The sequence below is a fragment of the Pseudomonadales bacterium genome (genome assembly GCA_024234615.1).
GTDB lineage: Bacteria > Pseudomonadota > Gammaproteobacteria > Pseudomonadales > IMCC2047 > JAJFKB01.
Genome location: JACKNY010000001.1, coordinates 1,964,142 through 1,981,886, shown reverse-complemented (window position 1 = coordinate 1,981,886; position 17,745 = coordinate 1,964,142). Strand labels below are relative to the sequence as shown.

Below are 17,745 nucleotides of genomic sequence, written 5' to 3'. Positions count from 1 at the left end.
CCGCTTAAGCCAATTATTCGTCTTTCACCGGGAGTAGGGCTCGTATTTTTTCCGGTAGTGGGATAGAGCGGCCCTTCTCAAAATCCAACCAAACCATTTTGGTGCTCCCGACGGTATAGAGCTGGCCGGTTTTGTCGTCATGCAACTCATAAAAAAGTTCGGCACTTGAGCGGCCTGGGGCGCCACCGTAGAGAGTTAATTTTAGATTACTGGGATAAAGGATTTGCGCCAAAAATTGGCAGTGAGCATCGACAATGGTCGGGCCTTCTGTCAATTGGTTAATTGTCAGAGGGTAGCCTAGTTCAGTCATCCAGTCTGCGCGAATTTGTTCAAAATAGCGGAAATAGATGGCATTGTTGACATGTCCGAAGGCATCAATGTCGCTCCACCGAATGGGAAATCGATTTTCGTGGAGTAATACTTTTTTCGTTGGTTTATCAATTTGGTCTGTCATCAATCGTGTTCCGTTAAATGGATTGAAATAAAATAGTGCTCTTTCGAAAAAGGGTGCCCGTACCTGCCGAAAAGGCCGAGTTTGGTTTTCGTCCTGCAATTCACCGCTTCTTATACAGAAAAAGCCCAATAGAGATTTGATTGGCCGTCAAAGCGCACAAAAATTAGTTTAGCGATAATGCATAATTTATAGTATTCCCTTAAGATGTGCCAAATTTAAACGACAGCTTACTGATGGAAATAAACTATGGCGAAGTATAGCTTACGCAGGTCTCCCGGGCCTCTAATTCGAAGAGTTCACCAGATTGGGGTTTCAATTTTCGCGGACGAATTTAAAGAAAAAGATATTACTCCATTACAATTTTCCATACTCTGGGTACTTACTACCCACTCAGGAGAAGATCAAGCTTCTCTCGCCCAGTATGTTGCGTTGGATAGAACCACTTGCTCCAATATTGTTTCGAGATTGGAGGAGAGGGGGTATCTGCGGCGTGAAGTTGACCCTGAAAACAAGAGGGCTAAATTGGTCTATATTACCGATGCAGGAAGGGAGTTGTTTCGGGAGGTTGAAGTGCTTATGGAAAAAGTATCGAAAAGATTGTTAAAGCCGCTTAACCCGGAAGAAAGAAAAATATTTTTAAACCTTCTGCAAAAACTTGCTGAAAGTAATAATGAATTGAGCCGGGCGCCAATGCGGTATTTACCGCTCAAGTAAACCGGATAAGCTCCTAGACTGTCTTTCTGAGCGATTGCGAAGGAGTTTCACCAAACCTTTTTTTATATTCCTCAGAAAATCGCCCTAAGTGCTTGATGCCACAGTCAAGCGCTATATTTGTAATGCTGGCGTCGGCAGAGGCGCTATTAAGCAGCTTATGGGCCCTATCCAGTCGTTGCATTTTCAAGTAGTACATAGGTGATGTCCCATAGCATCGATGAAAGGCATTACGTAATGTGCGGGCTGTTGTCTTTGCCGCTATCGCAAGATCTTCAAGTGCTATTTCCTTGCCTAGGTTTTCCCTCATAAAGGCTTCGGCTCTTTTTACGTAAGGTGTAACCTGCGTAGGCTTACTGATTTCTAGGAGGTTTGAGTAATTGTGCTGATGAAGTTCAATCAACATGGACGCTAATGTTTGTTCGAAGCAGCGATAGGTGGGAGATGTGCTTGTTTTGTCAGTTATAAGATTGAGTTCGTTGAGTAAAAAGTGGATATAGTAGCGAATGGCTTGGCCGCCACGACTACTGAAATCAAGTACGGATTTAAAATTTAATGCGTTATTTGATCGATCTGGCAGAGAAATCGCTAATTGTTGATCAATTAACTGCTTATCAATTTTTATAGATAAAAAGCGACAGTCTGCCGAAGCGACAATTTTAATAGGTTCGTTCGGATTAATCAGCGTTGCTTCCCCTGCGCTGGCGACGTGCGTCTGTTCTCGGTTCGATACTCTGGCTTGACCCGCAAGCACTAACTGCAGTAAGTAAAAACTCTCTAAACAGCCCGGTGTAATGGAGACCGGTGCGCCGTAGTCCAGGTAGACGAGCGAGAGACTATTCATGTTCAAGTGGTGCAAACGGGTATTCATTTTGGCGTGATGATCCGTTATGCCTAACTGATGTTGGCAAAATAAACTACTCACATAATCTCGAACAGAATTCAGGTCAGTCGATGAAAATACGTTAAATCGGCTGAGAGGTAAATTTGTACTCATTACCATTCCCCTCATGTGTAGTGCTTATTATATTTAGTATGCTGACAATTAGTATGCTGATCAATATTGTATAGATTTTACCCTTTTTGGACAAACTTATTCCGTTACCGGATAGCCGCTTAATCTAGGGCGCGTAGAATTTTCTCGAATATAAAAGAGCACTTTCCAAAGGGGGGAGGACGATGAGTAAAAAAAATCAATTATCGGTAACTATGACGGGCCTAGCCTGTGTTCTCGATATGCTGGTGTCTGCCAGCGGAGTCGCTGCAGCGGAGGAATCAAAAAGTAGGGGCTTTTATGTGTTGGAAGAAATTGTGGTCACGGCTCGCAAACGTCAAGAAAGTCTGCAGGATGCACCTATTTCAATTACCGCCTTTAGTGGAGAAGGGTTAGAACAGCGTAATATCACCGCGTTAGCGGATATCAGCCAGATTACGCCCAATCTAGTGTTTAACGCCAGCGCGCCGATTTCAGGTAGCAGCGCGACGGCGTCCGTATTTATCCGTGGTATCGGACAAAACGATTATACTCTGGTCACCGAGCCGGGTGTTGGAATCTATGTTGATGGTGTTTATATTGCCCGCTCTGTGGGTGGCGCTTTAGACCTGGTTGATATCGAACGAATAGAGGTGCTGAGAGGTCCGCAGGGCACACTGTTTGGTCGAAATACTATTGGTGGTGCAATTAGTATTACACCGAAAAAGCCCAATGAAGAACTAGGTGGCAAGATACAGTTAACCTTGGGAGATGATGAGCTGATGGGTTTTAAGGCTAAATTGAATCTTCCCTTCAGTGAGAGATTGATGAGCAGTATTGCCGTTTCGTCAAAGCAGCGCGATGGCTTTGTGAAGAACGTACAGACTGGGCGCGATCTTGGTGATGATAATTCACTTTCTGGCCGGGCGGCGCTTCGTTGGTTACCCTCGGATAATGTTTCGATAGACTTTAATGTTGATGCAACCAGGGAGCGTGAAGATGGAGCTGCGTCATTTGCCGTGGCGGCAGATGGTCTGTCTCCTCTAGGCGCTGCAAATAATGTCGTATTTTTAGGCCATTTGGGCTGTGCGCCTCCACCGGGGCCAATAGACAATAGCAACTGCTTCAATAGTCAATGGGTAACCAATGGCAAGCGTATTAGCAATGGTACTCATCCCCAATACAGCGAGTTAGATATATGGGGCGCCGGTTTAGCGATCGAGTGGGAGATTTCGGAAAGCTTAACGCTCAAATCGATAACTGCCTATCGGGATTTGGATAGCGCATTTTCGCAAGATGCGGACAATTCTCCGATTTTAGAAGACCATATTACGCACACCTATAATCAAAACCAGTTTAGCCAAGAGTTTCAGCTGTTGGGTAGCTTTATGGATGATCGCCTCAAGACTGTTTTGGGGCTGTATTATTTTGAAGAAGAGGGGGAGGACGTCAATATAGTTAGCTTCCCGGTGGTGCTATTGCATAGCGGGGGATCGATTGATAATGGAAGTAAAGCTATTTTTGGGCAAGCAACCTTTGATATTACCGACGCCTTGAGCGTGACGCTTGGGTTACGTTATACCGAAGATGAGAAGGTATTTTTACCCGATCAGTATGTACTCGATCCACGTTTATCGGGAGCGCCACCTCCCTTTGGTTTCGGTTATGTTCCTGGCACTCGTATGCTACCGCTGGAGGAGGTACCGACCGATATTAACGAAGTAACACCGATGGTGAACTTATCCTATAACATTTCTGATGCAGCGATGATTTATCTGACCTATTCAGAGGGCTATAAGAGTGGTGGGTACGACCAGCGAGTGTTTCCTCGTACCTCTGACTTTAAAGCGCCTTCTTTCGATCCTGAATTCGTTAAGTCCTATGAGTTAGGCTTTAAGTACAATAGCGATGATAACCGCTTGCGCGCTAACGCCGCGCTATTTTTTATGGACTATTCTGACCTCCAGATTGCGGTTGTGAATAACAGTGTTGATGTGGTTACCCGCAACGCAGGAGAGGCCGAGATCAAAGGTCTTGAACTGGAACTGGCTTTTATTCCTGCTGATAATTGGATGTTAGAGGCTTCGGTTGGTTATACCGACGCCGAATACACCCAACTAAGTCCGGGAGCGGTTCTGGCGGGATTGTCTAAAGACCATGAGCTGGTGAACACGCCGGAATGGTCGCTGAGTGCAGCGGTTTCCTATACGCATCCCTTCGATAGTGGCGCATCACTTGCTTTTAGACTCGATGGCAGTCATCGCAGCGAAGTCTTCTTTGATATTACCAATACCGACGTAATCACCCAGGATGATGTAGATCTAGTAAACCTTAGTGTTAACTTCCAAAGTGATGGGGCGTGGAGCCTGGGCTTCGGTATCTCCAACCTGGGTGATGAGGACTATCATGTCAATGCGTTCCAGCATTTGAACCCCTTTGGCATAGCCTACGTTAACCCTGCGCGTGAAAGAGAGTGGTGGGTTCGCGTTGGTTATGAGTTCTAAGTGGCGTCTTGCGATGTCAGATTCCGGAATTAGTCGGCGCCGCTTAATTCAAGCTACGGTTGGGATAACGGTGTTATTAGCAGCGGCAACGGATGGGCAGGTGTTATTGACCGCCAATGCCAATGCCAATGACGATAAAGCAAACGCCGAACGGTTGGTAGTACACGAAGCGGATACGTTACGCCAAATGGTAAAGCGTCTTTTCCCTTATCGAAATCTGAGTGAAGAACCCTACCGGTTAGTTGTCAATCAGGTGCGAAATGAAAAAAGTGTTGCCGATGTGGCGACCCTGTTAAGAGAAGGAGTCGGCGTACTGGATTCCGGTGTGACAGGGAAGCAGTGGTTGGCATTGTCTAAAGCACAACAGATTGAGGTAATGAAGAGAATCGAAACCAGTGCTTTTTTTCAACTGATGCTTAATACCAGTATTCATAGTTTGCATGCTAATCGAGAAGTGTGGCACTTGATAGGGTACCCGGGATCTTCGGTAGAGTATGGCGGTTATATTAACCGCGGATTTAACGATATCGATTGGTTGCCAGAAGGGTCAGTTAATTGATGTTTATCCGGTTTGAAGGGGACAGGTGTGGCGCACTTTGATTTAACCGATTCGTCTGCGGTCGTCGTGATAGGTTCGGGCGCAGGTGGCGGCACCTTGTCCAACGAGCTTGCTCAAAAAGGTGTAAAGGTAGTCTGTCTGGAGGCTGGCCCCAGATTAAGTTTGGCAGATATTGTGAATAATGAAGGCACCATGTTTAAGAAAATGAGCTGGCTTGATCCGCGTAAAGGCACCGGCCAACTGCATCCACAATTTCCCTCCTGGAGCTGTAAGACGGTGGGTGGCACTACCATGCACTGGGAAGGGCAGTGCCCGCGTTTGCAAGAACATGAGTTAATGGCACAAACCACTTATGGAGAGGTGGCAGACACCTCTTTCATCGATTGGCCCTTGGGTATGCAAGAGTTGTCCTCTTTTTATGCTAAGGCAGAGGATAAGATGGGGGTCGCAGGCACAAATGGACGTCCGTTTTTGCCGGGCAATAACAATTATAAGGTAATGGCGGCGGGTGCCAGGAAGATTGGCTACCAGGATGTTGATACCCAACACATGGCGATTAATTCCACAGTAAGGGATAACCGCCCCTCCTGTCAGCAAATAGGGTTTTGTAATAGTGGCTGCGCGATCGGCGCCAAGTGGTCGACGCTCTATACGGAAGTGCCTAAAGCAGAGGCAACCGGCAATTTTGAGCTACGTGCTGAGTCTATGGTGGTGCGAATTCATCATGACGCACATGGCCGGGTAACGGGTGTCGATTATTACGATAAAGGAGGTGTGTTAAGACATCAAAAGGCGAGAGCGGTTTGTGTGGCGGGAAACGCGATTGAAACCGCACGCCTATTACTAAACTCGCATTCGGATTTGTTCCCTGGCGGATTGGCCAACTCGAGTAATCAGGTGGGCAGAAACTATATGACACATTTCACTATCTGTGTCATCAGTCTAATGCCTAAGCCGGTTAATTTTCATCGCGGTACGCAGATGGCCGGTGTGGTAAGAGATGAGATGCGGCATGATTTATCGCGGGGTTTCTGGGGTGGCTATTCGATTAATCCGGTACCTTTCCCCCCCGAGTTTTTGGCGGCTCATATGCAGCATGGCGGTTGGGGAGAGGAACTAACCGCGAGTCTACAGCAATATGATCATTTGGCCGGCCTGATGATGATGGGAGAAGACCCTCCTCAAGCGACTAATCGCATAACACTTGATCCCGAAGTTACAGACCAGCGGGGTATGCCGATCCCTGTGGTTCACTATAGCGACCATCCCAATACGACAAAAATGAAAGCACACGCGTTACGCCAGGGTAAAGCAATTCATTCGGCGTTGGGCGCAACAAAATCCTATGAAATCACCTCGCTCCCAGCTACTCATAATCTCGGAACGGCACGCATGAGTGAAAGAGTAAATGACGGGGTGTGCAACAAATGGGGACAAACTCACGATATCAAAAATTTATTTGTATCTGACGGAAGCCTATTCAGTACTTCTGGCAGTGCAAACCCAACGCTAACCATTGTCGCACTCGCTATTCGCCAGGCCGAATTTATTAAGTCTGAAATAGAGAAGGGCAATATTTAGAGACAAATCACACCGATCATCTCGCAGGATGACCTATCCATCCCTCCCTTTTCCTATCTCAGGAAAATCGGGTAGGTCGTCCTTTTTTCTAAAAATAAGTGCCTACATTGAGCCTTGTTTGTCCTGGCTCATTGGCGTTAAGCAAGGAATTGCCTGGCGATGATTTCTTTCATCGCTTCGTTAGGGCCTCCCCAAAATGCCATGCCACGTACATCTGACCAGAGCTGCGCAATGGGATACTCCGCCATAAATCCGTAGCCTCCGAAAAGCAATGCACACCTTTCGACAATGGCCATGACCATTTGTACTCCCTTTAAACGTGCGATGGAGGCTGCTTCAGACGAAAGCTGTCCATAATGCATTTGACGGATTGCCGACGAGATAAAAGCATCCAGCAAACGCCAATCAGCAACCATATCAGCCATTTCAAAACCTGTGTTTTGTAATTGGCTCATCGGTTTGCCGAAAAGTACTCGGTCATTGACGTAATCCTTAGTCAGTTTGAGCGCACCCTCGCAAATGGCAGACGCACAAATACCGGCATAGCAGCGTTCTCTGGGTAAGCCCTCCATCAACAGGGTGACACCCCCGTCAAGTTCTCCGAGTATGGATTGTTCCGATACGACGACATCGTTTAAAAATAGTTCAGCTGTGTCTGCGGCCTGCATGCCAATCTTAGATAAACTATTGCCGACTTCAACCCCTGGCGTGTTTGCGTCAACCAAAAATAGGGTCAACCCTTTACGGTTCTCGGCAATTGGCGTGGTTCGTGCGGCGAGAATAAAAATATCTGCGAGGTGTGCATTGGAAATGAAGGTTTTCGAACCATTAATGATATAACCGTTATTGACCCGCTTGGCTTCGCAGCGAATGTTTAACAGATCGCTACCGCCTTGCGGTTCCGTCATTGCGAGCGCGGGAATAATATCTCCTGCTGCAACCAGAGTTAAAACCTGTTCTTTGATTTGGGTCGAGACACGTGGGCTATTCAGCATATGGGCAACCATAAGCTGTTGAGAAATCAATAGGCCGCCGTGTACAAAGTGACCCTCACGACAAAAAGCCTTTATAATCTCAGCAGAATAGGCAAAGCCAGCATTGCTTCCACCATAAGCTTCTGGCAGATCGGAGCTAAAGTAACCGGCGTCACCCAATGCCTTAATGTAGGATCTAGGAATCGTTTTTTGCTCAACCCATGTTGGCCAGTTATGTTGTACCTGTTGTTGTATAAAGCGGTTGACCGACGCCTTTATGGCATCAATCTCTTCGCTATTGAGCATCTCATCAACCGCAATATTTGTCATAAGAAGTTAACCCTTTGCTGTATAGGATTCACCCGTACCGGTTTTAATTTCTTTGTTCTTAAACTGCTGTAATGCAATCTTGACCATTTCACCTTCGCTCAAAAAGTAGTTCTCATGAATGTGAGCCATTTCAATTTTGATGGCTTCCCATAACTGCATGTAACGGGTCATACGGCACATACTTTTGGCGGTGGCATAGGCATTGGGATGTTTGTTGGCCAGTTTCGTTACCATGTTCCATGCGCTTTCTTCCAACTCTGCGTGTGGAACAACTTTGGTCACTAACCCCATGCGATAGGCTTCATTCGCGTCAATACGGTCACCGCTCAGGCACAGGTATTCGAAATGTTTCGGTAGCAAGAAATGTGATGCCGCCCAAGTGCTGCCACCAGCGGGAAAGTGAGCGAAATTGATTTCCGGTAGCCCAAACCTAGCTTGATCAGAAGAGATGGCTATATCACACAGCGAGACAGGAACAAATCCACCGCCGTAAGCGTGTCCATTCACAGCTGCTACTGTTGGTTTTGGCAGATCGTAAAGTTTTTGATACCAACCAAGAATTGGATCCATTACCTCACGAAAGTTATTCGAATTAGATTCCTCCATCGTTTGCAAAAAAGACATATCGAGGTCCAGGCCAGCTGAAAAGCTATCCCCAGAGCCAGTGAATATAACACCTCGTACGCTCTTATCTTTGGCAATCTCGGTGACAATCTCCAAAATTTCCGTACTCATTTTCGGTGTGAAAGCGTTTTTCTTTTCGGCGCGGTTGAGCCTTATTATTCCGATATTGTCACTTTTTTCATATATCACTTGTTCATATGCCATGGCATAAACCTCTTTATCTATTTTGGTTGGGGTTAATTACAATCAGTATGCTGACAATAACATTTCAGTCGATAACCATCAAGTCTGTTATTGTTACTACAATTTGGGTGTTGCAATTATTCAGGTTTCATTGCTTGGTTTTCCCATCCTGCCAATAGCCAAGTGCAGAGCACTGCAATGGCAAGACCTATCCAGGGGGTAAAGGTTGCGAGGGCAATTGCCGACAAAAAGACCGCGCCATTGGCAAAGGAAGATCTGGATTTTGCCATGGCGACACCGGCACATGCGATTCCTGTGAGCACAAGCGTTAAGGCCAGCGCAATTGGGAGCAAAGGTTTTAAGAAAGTAATCCAGGGGTAAAACAGCATCAAAATCGGTAAGCCGCAAACATAATACGAACTGATGCCGCTATACAAAGATTGCATTTTATCGGGGCCATCTTTCCAGCGATTAACAATAACAACATGAACACCCGCCCATAGGCATCCCTGGCTTGGGAAAAAAGGTGCGAATATCGACATCACCACATTTCTAATGGCTAGTGAAAAATGCGTGCGATTTGAATTAAAGTCAATAGGATCATCCGGGCGATGAGGGCTGGCTTCCTTGACAATAGCCATACCGGTAATAATATCGCCAAACACGATAATGTAAGCAATAAATGCCAGCGGAAGGGCCGTAAGAAACATATTGACGTCTGGCCACCCTATTGCGAAGGGGGAGGTTTTAGCCCAAAGCGATGCAAATGGAGGAATCAGAAATCCTGGTTTTATGTCGTAAGAAATTTCATTCATGATTGGACCGATAAGCGCGGCCACAAGAAAGCCTGGAAGCAAACCAAATTTCGCAAGATTGGACAGGAGTTTTGAATGCTGTTTGAATCGATTGAATGGGTTGGAGAATGAAAGTAATAGGCAGACGACGATGGCACAGCTTGTAGATACCGGAGCTGACATATACTTGTCGATATCGTCGATAAATACGCGTTGTAACGCAGCTAAGCCAGCGCCCAGGATAATGCCGGCTTTTAATGTTTCAGGCATCCACTGAATAATTCGGCTGCCTATGCCGGTTATGCCAAAAATAAAAAGAATAAGTGCCAGGTCAATGGAAAGCGCCGTCATCGCCTGAAAGCGCTGGGTGGGGTCTTCAAAGGTTCCCATCACATAGGCCAGTGCCAAAGGCAGCGCTGGGGTGATCCAGCCGCCAGCGTAGGGCTCGCCAAATATTATGGGGCTTGCGCTGACAAGTAAGTAGTGTATCAGCGATACGGTAACAGCCTCATCGAAACTCAGTCCAAAGCCTATCATCAGCAAGGGGGTTAAGGCCATTGAGGTGGAGAGTGTAATAGCGACACCCTGAGTGAGTTCAGGCCATTCCAAACGAGTGTGGAGCACGGGGATTCTAAAAGTAAAGGGCCCCCATTTAATACCTGGGTGAGCTTTTTTTCTGGAACTAGCCGTGCTTAAAGATATTTTTTTATCCATAACTAGCGGGCCTCCTTTGTGGTTGACCGGTATTTCGCGGAGTGATCCGGTCTGGTGAAAGCGCGTACAGTTAAGCGAACCTATCTGTGTAAACGCTGTCGTTATGGGTGTTGATATTAGCAAAAAGCATCAGTATACTGATTAATAATTAAGTTAGCGATAATAATTCCAGGTGAGTTTTTAAGTATGTTTTTAAGGGTGCTTTTCATGGAATGCATTATTTGCAGGCTTAAGAGTGATTCTTTGAGCTGTATTATAGAGTGATTTTTACTTAATACTAATCAAGTCTATTGATTAATTTTATCATCGATAAATATTATTAGAAATAGTGCTGATAATCAGTATACTATTCAAAGTATCGACAATGGTTTTGTTTTTGTTGATACGGTAATGAGTTGTCGCAACGTAATTTGTTGTAAAAGTGGGACAGTCTTATTGATGCAGTTGTTATGATGCAGTTGTTATAAAGTCGAATAAGATTGGTGTGGGGTGAATACAAGGAAGTGATATTCGCTGAAGTAAAAGACATGGATGGGGTTGCTGTAGGCTAATACTCAGTATGCTGAAAATAATTATACTGTTTATTGTCTCAGCGTAATGGTTGATTAAAGAGGGTAGGGGCAAATGAAAATTAGTAAGTACAGTAGCTTTGCGTGTAAAAAACAAAAATTTTATTGGCTCGCTTTTGCTATCGGTCAAAGCGTAGCCTTAACCAGTGTTGGTGTGAGTGCAGCGGATGGCGGCTCAAGCAAGCCACGATTAATGTTGGAAGAAGTCGTAGTGACGGCCCGTAAGCGAGAGGAAGGGCTGCAAGACGCACCAATTGCTATCAGTGCATTTAGCGGAGAGGATTTAGAAGCTCGGCAAATGGATGATCTTTCCGGTATAGGTGCTTCCACTCCGAACCTCGTATTTGATACAGCAGCGCCGATCTCCGGCAGTAACGTTGCATCATCGATATTTATACGTGGTATCGGTCAGCTTGATTTCAGTTTTACCACAGATCCCGGTGTTGGTCTTTATGTTGACGGCGTTTATATCGCCCGATCTGTCGGTGGAGTTCTAGATCTATTGGACCTTGAACGTGTGGAGGTATTGCGAGGGCCTCAGGGTACCTTATTTGGTCGCAATACCATCGGTGGTGCTATTAGTTTGGTGAGCAAAAAACCGGCAGAAGAATTTGGTGGGAAAGTGGGGCTGACAGTGGGTGACGATAACCGGATGGATTTCAAGGGAAGTGTGGATATTCCATTATCGGAAACTGTACATTCAAAGTTCTCAGTTGCGACCAAGAAGCGAGATGGTTATGTAAAGCGGCTGTTTGATGGAAAGGAGTTGGGAGATGACGACAGTATATCGGCCCGCGCTAGCTTCCAATGGATGCCTAGCGATGCCCTTGAGGCAAATTTCGCTGTAGATGTGTCTAAAGCGAGAGAAGAAACAGCGCCCAATACGCTAATTGGTATAAATGGAACTGCCATGCCATTTTCAGGGCTATTTAATAATGTCATCGTTGGTGGCAGTTGTGCTCCGGCTCCCGGCTCATTGAGCAATCCGGCCTGTTATAACGAGCAGTGGTTGGTTGGGCGTGATAAAACCTGGGCCTCCTCCGAATCACGCTCAGATTATGACGTGACCGGTGCAGGCTTAACGGTTGAATATGATCTCGGTTGGGGGGCAGTTAAATCAATCACCTCTTATCGGGAAATGGAAGCACAGTTTTATCGTGATGCCGACGGTTCCCCTCATATCATTTTTGAAACCGAAAATGATATGGAGCAAGAGCAATTTAGCCAGGAGTTTCAACTGACAGGTGTCGCTATTGATGATCGGCTTAATTGGATTGTTGGCCTTTATTACTTTGAAGAAGAAGGTACTGATGTTAACGACATCCGCACCTCCATCATTGAATTTCAAAGTGGCGGCGATATTGAAAACGATAGTTCGGCCATTTTTACTCAGCTGACTTTCGATATTACCGATAATTTTAGTGTGACAGCTGGTTTGCGTTATTCCGATGAAACGAAAAGGTTTACGCCGGATACATTCGTAACAAACAGCGGGTTCCTGGGTGTTCCTTTGGGTACAAGATTGTTGCCCTTTGTTGAAGGAGAGGTATCTATCGAGGAGGTTACTCCTATGATTAATTTCTCCTATCGCTGGAGTGAAGAGGTAATGACTTATTTTACCTATTCAGAGGGCTTCAAGAGTGGTGGTTTTACTCAGAGAGTATTTCCTGGGCGTAAAGATATCCCATTTTTTGTTCCAGAGTTTGTTGAAGTTTATGAGTTAGGCATGAAAGCTGACCTGTTTAATCGTCGCGCCCGGCTCAATGCGGCAGTTTTCTTTACCGATTATTCAGATATGCAAGTGTTGGTACAAGACGGTATTGGCTCTTCAACCAGAAATGCTGCCGAAGCGGAAATTAAAGGCTTCGAGCTTGAGTTAAAGGCGCTGTTAACCGAAAACATGGGGCTTGATGCTGGGATGGGCTACTTGGATGCGGAATATACCACGGTATCTGCAGCGGCCAGCGAAATTACCACGGATAAAGAGTTTGCAAACACACCGGAATGGACCGCGAATGCGAGCCTCTATTACGATATTTCATTGGGTGAATTAGGTACGTTAACACCCAGAGTGAATTGGTCTTATCGCAGCAAGGTATATAACAACACCATCAATTCCGCCAATATCGTTCAGGATAGTTTTGATGTCATCAATGCCAGTATTACCTTCCGGGACAATAACGGTGACTGGCAGGCGGTTTTGGGGGTTACTAACCTAACCGATGAAGATTATTTCACTTCCGCCTATAACAACCCAAGTATTGGCTATTCGGAAGCACTGTGGGCGCGACCGCGCGAATGGTCACTCTCTATTACACGTAACTTCTAGTAGATAAGCAGCCCGGCTGGGAAATTAGCAATAGTTTCTCAGCCCTTATTTTTTGCTGGGGTTTTATTCATTTGAAATATAGGGGTTATAAAAAATGCTAACTATGACGTCAGTTTTGGACCGTGCACGAAGATTATACGGTCATCGAACTGCCATCATCGATAATGATCGCGAGTATAGCTGGGCCGAATTTTATGATCGTGTTTCCCGTGCGGCTGCGGCTATTGCTAAGTTGGGAATTGGTCAGGGTGATCATTTTGCGATCATCAGTCATAACTCCTTCAGGCAGGCGGAGCTGATTTATGCCGGGTACTTTTTGGGTGCAGTTGCGGTGCCTATTAATTATCGTCTCGCCGTTCCGGAAGTTACGTTTATTTTGGAAGATTCTGGCAGCAAACTATTGATTGTTGAAGATTCGTTATCTGGCATTCTTCATGATAATGCAATCAAGCCTTGGGCTGATAATGCTATTTATCTGTCTGCAAATTCGGCTGAGGTGCCCTGGCTGCAATACGAGGCGCTGCTTTCCGATGCAGAACCAGTTGCTCCATGCCAGGCTGAAGAAGGCGATGATGCAATACTGTTCTATACCGGTGGCACTACCGGGCGTAGTAAAGGGGTGCGGTTAACCCATCGTAACTTGGCTGGGAATGCTGTTCAAATTGCGAATTGTATGAACCCTGAGTGTGACGACAGGTATCTTCACATTGCCCCAATGTTTCACACTGCGGATATGGTGGCGAATGCTTTTACGCTGAAGGGCGCCGCGCATTATTACATCGCCAAGCCAACCGCGCGTGGCATTCTGGAAGCAATAGACAAATACCAAATTACGGTAACGATGATTCCTCCTACTCTCATTATTATGATTCTCGAGGAGGAGGGTTTCTCGGAATTTGATATCTCAAGCCTTAAACAGTTTGTCTTTGGATCCGCACCAATGACACCAAAGTGGATTAAGCGTGCGTTGGAAGGGTTTGCCAAAACTGATATTTGGCATGGCTATGGGCTCACCGAAACATCCCCCATGGTGACGCTTTCCTGTCTTCGGCGTGAGGGTGAGGAAGATGAATCTGGCTATGTTGAGCGCTGGAAATCGGCAGGGCAACCAGTAGTCGGTACTGAAGTGCGAATACTGGATGATAACGATAATGAAATGCCGATCGGGCAGGTCGCAGAAGTAGTTTGTAAAGGACTGCAAATCGCCAAGGGTTACCTTAATTTACCGAAAGAAACCGACGAAGTCTTCAGTAATGGCTGGTTCCGCACAGGAGATGTGGGCAAGGTCGATGAAGAAGGGTATCTGTATCTGTTGGATCGTAAAAAAGACATGGTTATCACGGGTGGAGAAAATGTTTATACGGGCGAGGTCGAAGCCGTGCTTTGCGCACATCATAGCGTTCTCGAAGCAGCCGTTTTCGGTATTCCCGATGATCTTTTCGGAGAGGCGTTGGTAGCTGCAATAGTACGACGTGCGGGCGATGCGCTAACGGAAGCGGACGTTATTCAACATTGCAGAGGAATGATTGGTGGCTACAAGATTCCCCGCATCGTATTTTTTATCGATGAGCTACCCAAAAACGCCGTGGGCAAAGTATTGAAGCGAGACCTGCGCGGCCACTATTTAGGTTCAGTTGCATAATCACTTTGTATAACGGGAGTTTGCTGTATGGCCAAAATCATTACGTCAACTGAGGAAAATAAAAATCGTCGTAAACAACGAAAATTTGTACCGACGTTTTGTTTTCAGTGCAACGCTGGTCCAGATTTACTCAAAGTCACCGTCGAAGATGGCGTAGCCACCTGCGTGCAACCGAATTTTGATGCAGCGGGAATGCACCCCGCCAATGGCAGGGTTTGTGTTAAAGCCTTTGGACTTGTTCAAAAAAGCTACAATCCGAACCGAATCACTACCCCGATGCGTCGCACCAACCCCAAAAAAGGACGCGACCAGAATCCAGGATTTGAGCCAATTTCCTGGGATGAGGCTTATGAGATTATTGCGGAAAAACTGAATGGGATTCGAGAGAAGGGTTTGTTGGATGAATCCGGGTATCCACGCCTAGCAGCGAGTTTTGGTGAGGCGGCAACACCGGTTTCACATATGGGAACTTTCATTCCTTTTTTAGCGGCCTGGGGTCCGATCGATTACGGTATTGGGGCAGGGCAAGGCATTAAATGCTACCACTCCGAACATTTGTTTGGTGAATTTTGGCATCGCAGTTTCACTGTTACCGCAGATATGCCCTACTGTGACTACGTCATTTCGTTAGGTGCTAATGTTGAAGTCTCTACTGGCGTCATTGGTGTTTCGCGCAATGCCGATGCCCGTGCTCGTGGGATGAAACGCATTCAGGTTGAACCACACTTGTCCGTTACCGGCGGCGTGGCGGCGGAATGGGTACCGATTAAACCGAAAACTGATCCGGCCTTTTTATTCGCGATAATTCATGTGCTGTTGTTCGAGCACGAAACAGCTGAGCTTGACGTGCCTTTTTTAAGAGACCGGACAGCCTCTCCCTATCTGCTAGGACCAAATGGTTATTACCTGCGTGACCCCGAAAGTCGAGAGCCCTTGGTCTGGGACCTCAACACCGGAGGCGCGGTACCTCAAAATATGAAAGGAATTTCACCCGCCTTAGAAGGAGAGTATCAAATAGATGCTATTGAACTGGGGCCGGACGATGAGTGTTGGCAACATAGGCAAGTAAAGTGCGGTACTGCCTTCAGTGCGTTAAAAGAGCATGTTAAGGCGTATACCCCTAATTGGGCTGCCGGCATTTGTGATATCAAGGAAGATGTTATTCGACGGATAGCCAATGACTTTCTTAGCCACGCAAAGATAGGTGAAACTATCGAAATTGACGGTGAAGTCCTGCCGTTGCGCCCGGTATCCGTAGTGCTTGGAAAAAGTGTTAATAACGGCTGGGGTGCTTACCCCTGTGTTTGGGCGCGCACGGTTTTGGCTACTCTGGTTGGTGGTCTGGAAGTACCTGGCGGTACTATCGGAACGTCTACGACGCTGAATCGTCCGGCGAACCGAGTAGATAGTGTCCATCCTGGTGATGATGGCTTTATGAATCTTAATTTTAATCCCACCGATAAGGAGAATTGGACGGACAAGCCAAAATGCCGTAACGCTTACAATGTCTTGATACCTTTAGTCGGTGATGGCGCTTCCAGTCAGGCGTTAGGGCCAACGCATTTGCCCTGGTTATTTCAGGATGAACCAGCGCAGCATTTGCCGCCTTTTACCTTGCCGGGAGTCTGGATTGTTTATCGTACTAATCCAGGTGTTTCTAGCTGGGATACGCCCGGTGTTACTCGAAAAATGGCGGCCTACCCATTTACCGTGGCTTTTGCCTATACGCTTGATGAAACCAATTATATGGCAGATATCCTGTTGCCGGATGCGATGGACCTGGAAAGTACTCAGCTAATTCGCATGGGAAGCACCAATACCATGGAGCAGTTTTGGCGCCATAAGGGTTTCGGTTTACGCCAGCCAGTCGTAAGTCCGCCGGGAGAAGCGAAAGACTTTACAGAGATTTCGCAAGAACTGGCCAAACGCACGGGCTTGCTTCCCCTGTATAACAAAATGATCAATAAAGGCTTGGCGGGTGTCAGGCTCAAGGGGGAAAACTATGATTTTAGTCTCGACGAGACTATTGAGCATAGCGTCGATGAAGTGTGGGACCGAATTTGCAAGGCCGCCAGTGCCGAACTAACCGATGGCACAGAGACCGATGGCCTTGCTTGGTATAAAGAGCACGGCTTTAAGTTTGGGCCATATTCGCAGCTCAATTGGTATCTTTACCCGCGTATGAAGTCCTTAAATTTACGCTTTGAAATGCCCTATCAGGAACGTTACCTACGTGTTGGCCAGCAGTTGGGAAATCGCCTGCATGAAAAAGACATCCATTGGTGGGATGACCAACTGGCAGAGTACGAAGCATTTCCCGAATGGCGGGATTTTCCGAAAATCTGGGAGCAAGGTATTCTGCGCAGCGGTAAAAAACCGGAAGAATTCCCCTTTTGGTTAGTGACAGCAAACTCCATGCAATATGCCTGGGGATCCAATCTGAGTTTACAGCTGATTAAGGAGCTGGCGGACAATGTGGCGGGCCATTCCGGGCTCGTGATGAATGCTCAGGCAGCAGCAAAACTGGGTCTGCAAGAGGGCGATCGGGTTGAACTGACCTCTTCGCTTCGCTCCGCATCAGGAAAACTTGTGTTACGCCAGGGAATTCGCCCAGACACTCTTTTAGCTGTGGGTAAGTTTAATCACTGGATTACGCCGATTGCCAAGGATATGGATATTCCGAACTTGAATGACCTAACACCCATTTCGCTAGAGCTAACCGATGCCATGGGGTCCGGCACCGATTTGGTAAGAGTGAGCATTCGTAAGCTCTAAAAATTTTTACTATTGAAAGAAGTAGGAGA

At 46.5% G+C, this 17,745-nt stretch carries 12 protein-coding genes; 7 read left to right on the top strand and 5 right to left on the bottom strand.

Annotated features, from left to right (window positions below; all coding sequences use genetic code 11):
- Positions 1-13: 13 nt before the first annotated feature.
- A complete protein-coding gene (locus H6995_08940; protein ID MCP5215119.1) occupies positions 14-454 on the bottom strand; it encodes an acyl-CoA thioesterase in 441 nt (146 codons plus the stop codon).
- A 246-nt stretch (positions 455-700) separates the two neighbouring features.
- Between H6995_08940 and H6995_08935 the strand changes: the two genes are divergently transcribed.
- Complete coding sequence (locus H6995_08935) at positions 701-1,168, top strand: MarR family transcriptional regulator (GenBank protein MCP5215118.1); 468 nt, start codon at positions 701-703, stop codon at positions 1,166-1,168.
- 13 nt (positions 1,169-1,181) lie between these two features.
- Here the strand turns inward: H6995_08935 and H6995_08930 are convergent, their stop codons facing one another.
- Complete coding sequence (locus H6995_08930) at positions 1,182-2,162, bottom strand: AraC family transcriptional regulator (protein MCP5215117.1); 981 nt, start codon at positions 2,160-2,162, stop codon at positions 1,182-1,184.
- Between the two features lie 182 nt (positions 2,163-2,344).
- Here H6995_08930 and H6995_08925 point away from each other — a divergent pair, with 182 nt between their 5' ends.
- Genes H6995_08925 through H6995_08915 form a run of 3 tightly spaced genes read left to right on the top strand, consistent with a single transcriptional unit; the run spans position 2,345 to position 6,782 of the window.
- Positions 2,345-4,642 carry a TonB-dependent receptor gene (locus H6995_08925; protein ID MCP5215116.1) on the top strand — a complete coding sequence of 766 codons (2,298 nt, stop codon included), beginning with the start codon at positions 2,345-2,347 and terminating at the stop codon, positions 4,640-4,642.
- Positions 4,643-4,655: 13 nt separating this feature from the next.
- Positions 4,656-5,201 carry a hypothetical protein gene (locus tag H6995_08920; GenBank protein ID MCP5215115.1) on the top strand — a complete coding sequence of 182 codons (546 nt, stop codon included), beginning with the start codon at positions 4,656-4,658 and terminating at the stop codon, positions 5,199-5,201.
- 27 nt (positions 5,202-5,228) lie between these two features.
- On the top strand, positions 5,229-6,782 hold the full coding sequence (locus H6995_08915; GenBank protein MCP5215114.1) for a GMC family oxidoreductase: 1,554 nt from the start codon (positions 5,229-5,231) through the stop codon (positions 6,780-6,782).
- A gap of 137 nt (positions 6,783-6,919) precedes the next feature.
- Here H6995_08915 and H6995_08910 read toward each other — a convergent pair whose 3' ends face one another.
- From H6995_08910 to H6995_08900, 3 genes are all read right to left on the bottom strand, one after another.
- The gene (locus tag H6995_08910; protein ID MCP5215113.1) at positions 6,920-8,086 is read right to left on the bottom strand and encodes an acyl-CoA dehydrogenase family protein; all 1,167 of its coding nucleotides are present in this window, start codon (positions 8,084-8,086) and stop codon (positions 6,920-6,922) included.
- A gap of 6 nt (positions 8,087-8,092) precedes the next feature.
- Positions 8,093-8,914 carry an enoyl-CoA hydratase/isomerase family protein gene (locus H6995_08905; GenBank protein ID MCP5215112.1) on the bottom strand — a complete coding sequence of 274 codons (822 nt, stop codon included), beginning with the start codon at positions 8,912-8,914 and terminating at the stop codon, positions 8,093-8,095.
- Positions 8,915-9,030: 116 nt separating this feature from the next.
- Positions 9,031-10,401, bottom strand: a complete 1,371-nt coding sequence (locus tag H6995_08900) for a hypothetical protein (protein ID MCP5215111.1) — start codon at positions 10,399-10,401, stop codon at positions 9,031-9,033.
- Positions 10,402-11,025: 624 nt separating this feature from the next.
- Between H6995_08900 and H6995_08895 the strand changes: the two genes are divergently transcribed.
- From H6995_08895 to H6995_08885, 3 genes are all read left to right on the top strand, one after another.
- Entirely contained in the window at positions 11,026-13,299 is a 2,274-nt protein-coding gene (locus H6995_08895; GenBank protein MCP5215110.1) for a TonB-dependent receptor, read from the top strand.
- A 103-nt stretch (positions 13,300-13,402) separates the two neighbouring features.
- A complete protein-coding gene (locus H6995_08890; protein MCP5215109.1) occupies positions 13,403-14,941 on the top strand; it encodes an AMP-binding protein in 1,539 nt (512 codons plus the stop codon).
- A 27-nt stretch (positions 14,942-14,968) separates the two neighbouring features.
- Entirely contained in the window at positions 14,969-17,716 is a 2,748-nt protein-coding gene (locus H6995_08885; GenBank protein MCP5215108.1) for a molybdopterin-dependent oxidoreductase, read from the top strand.
- The last annotated feature ends 29 nt before the right edge of the window (positions 17,717-17,745 follow it).

Coding starts and splice junctions, on each gene's coding strand:
- H6995_08940 (MCP5215119.1), bottom strand. CDS start 454: ATGACAGACCAAATTGATAAACCAACGAAAAAAGTATTACTCCACGAA.
- H6995_08935 (MCP5215118.1), top strand. CDS start 701: ATGGCGAAGTATAGCTTACGCAGGTCTCCCGGGCCTCTAATTCGAAGA.
- H6995_08930 (MCP5215117.1), bottom strand. CDS start 2,162: ATGAGTACAAATTTACCTCTCAGCCGATTTAACGTATTTTCATCGACT.
- H6995_08925 (MCP5215116.1), top strand. CDS start 2,345: ATGAGTAAAAAAAATCAATTATCGGTAACTATGACGGGCCTAGCCTGT.
- H6995_08920 (MCP5215115.1), top strand. CDS start 4,656: ATGTCAGATTCCGGAATTAGTCGGCGCCGCTTAATTCAAGCTACGGTT.
- H6995_08910 (MCP5215113.1), bottom strand. CDS start 8,086: ATGACAAATATTGCGGTTGATGAGATGCTCAATAGCGAAGAGATTGAT.
- H6995_08905 (MCP5215112.1), bottom strand. CDS start 8,914: ATGGCATATGAACAAGTGATATATGAAAAAAGTGACAATATCGGAATA.
- H6995_08900 (MCP5215111.1), bottom strand. CDS start 10,401: ATGGATAAAAAAATATCTTTAAGCACGGCTAGTTCCAGAAAAAAAGCT.
- H6995_08895 (MCP5215110.1), top strand. CDS start 11,026: ATGAAAATTAGTAAGTACAGTAGCTTTGCGTGTAAAAAACAAAAATTT.
- H6995_08890 (MCP5215109.1), top strand. CDS start 13,403: ATGACGTCAGTTTTGGACCGTGCACGAAGATTATACGGTCATCGAACT.
- H6995_08885 (MCP5215108.1), top strand. CDS start 14,969: ATGGCCAAAATCATTACGTCAACTGAGGAAAATAAAAATCGTCGTAAA.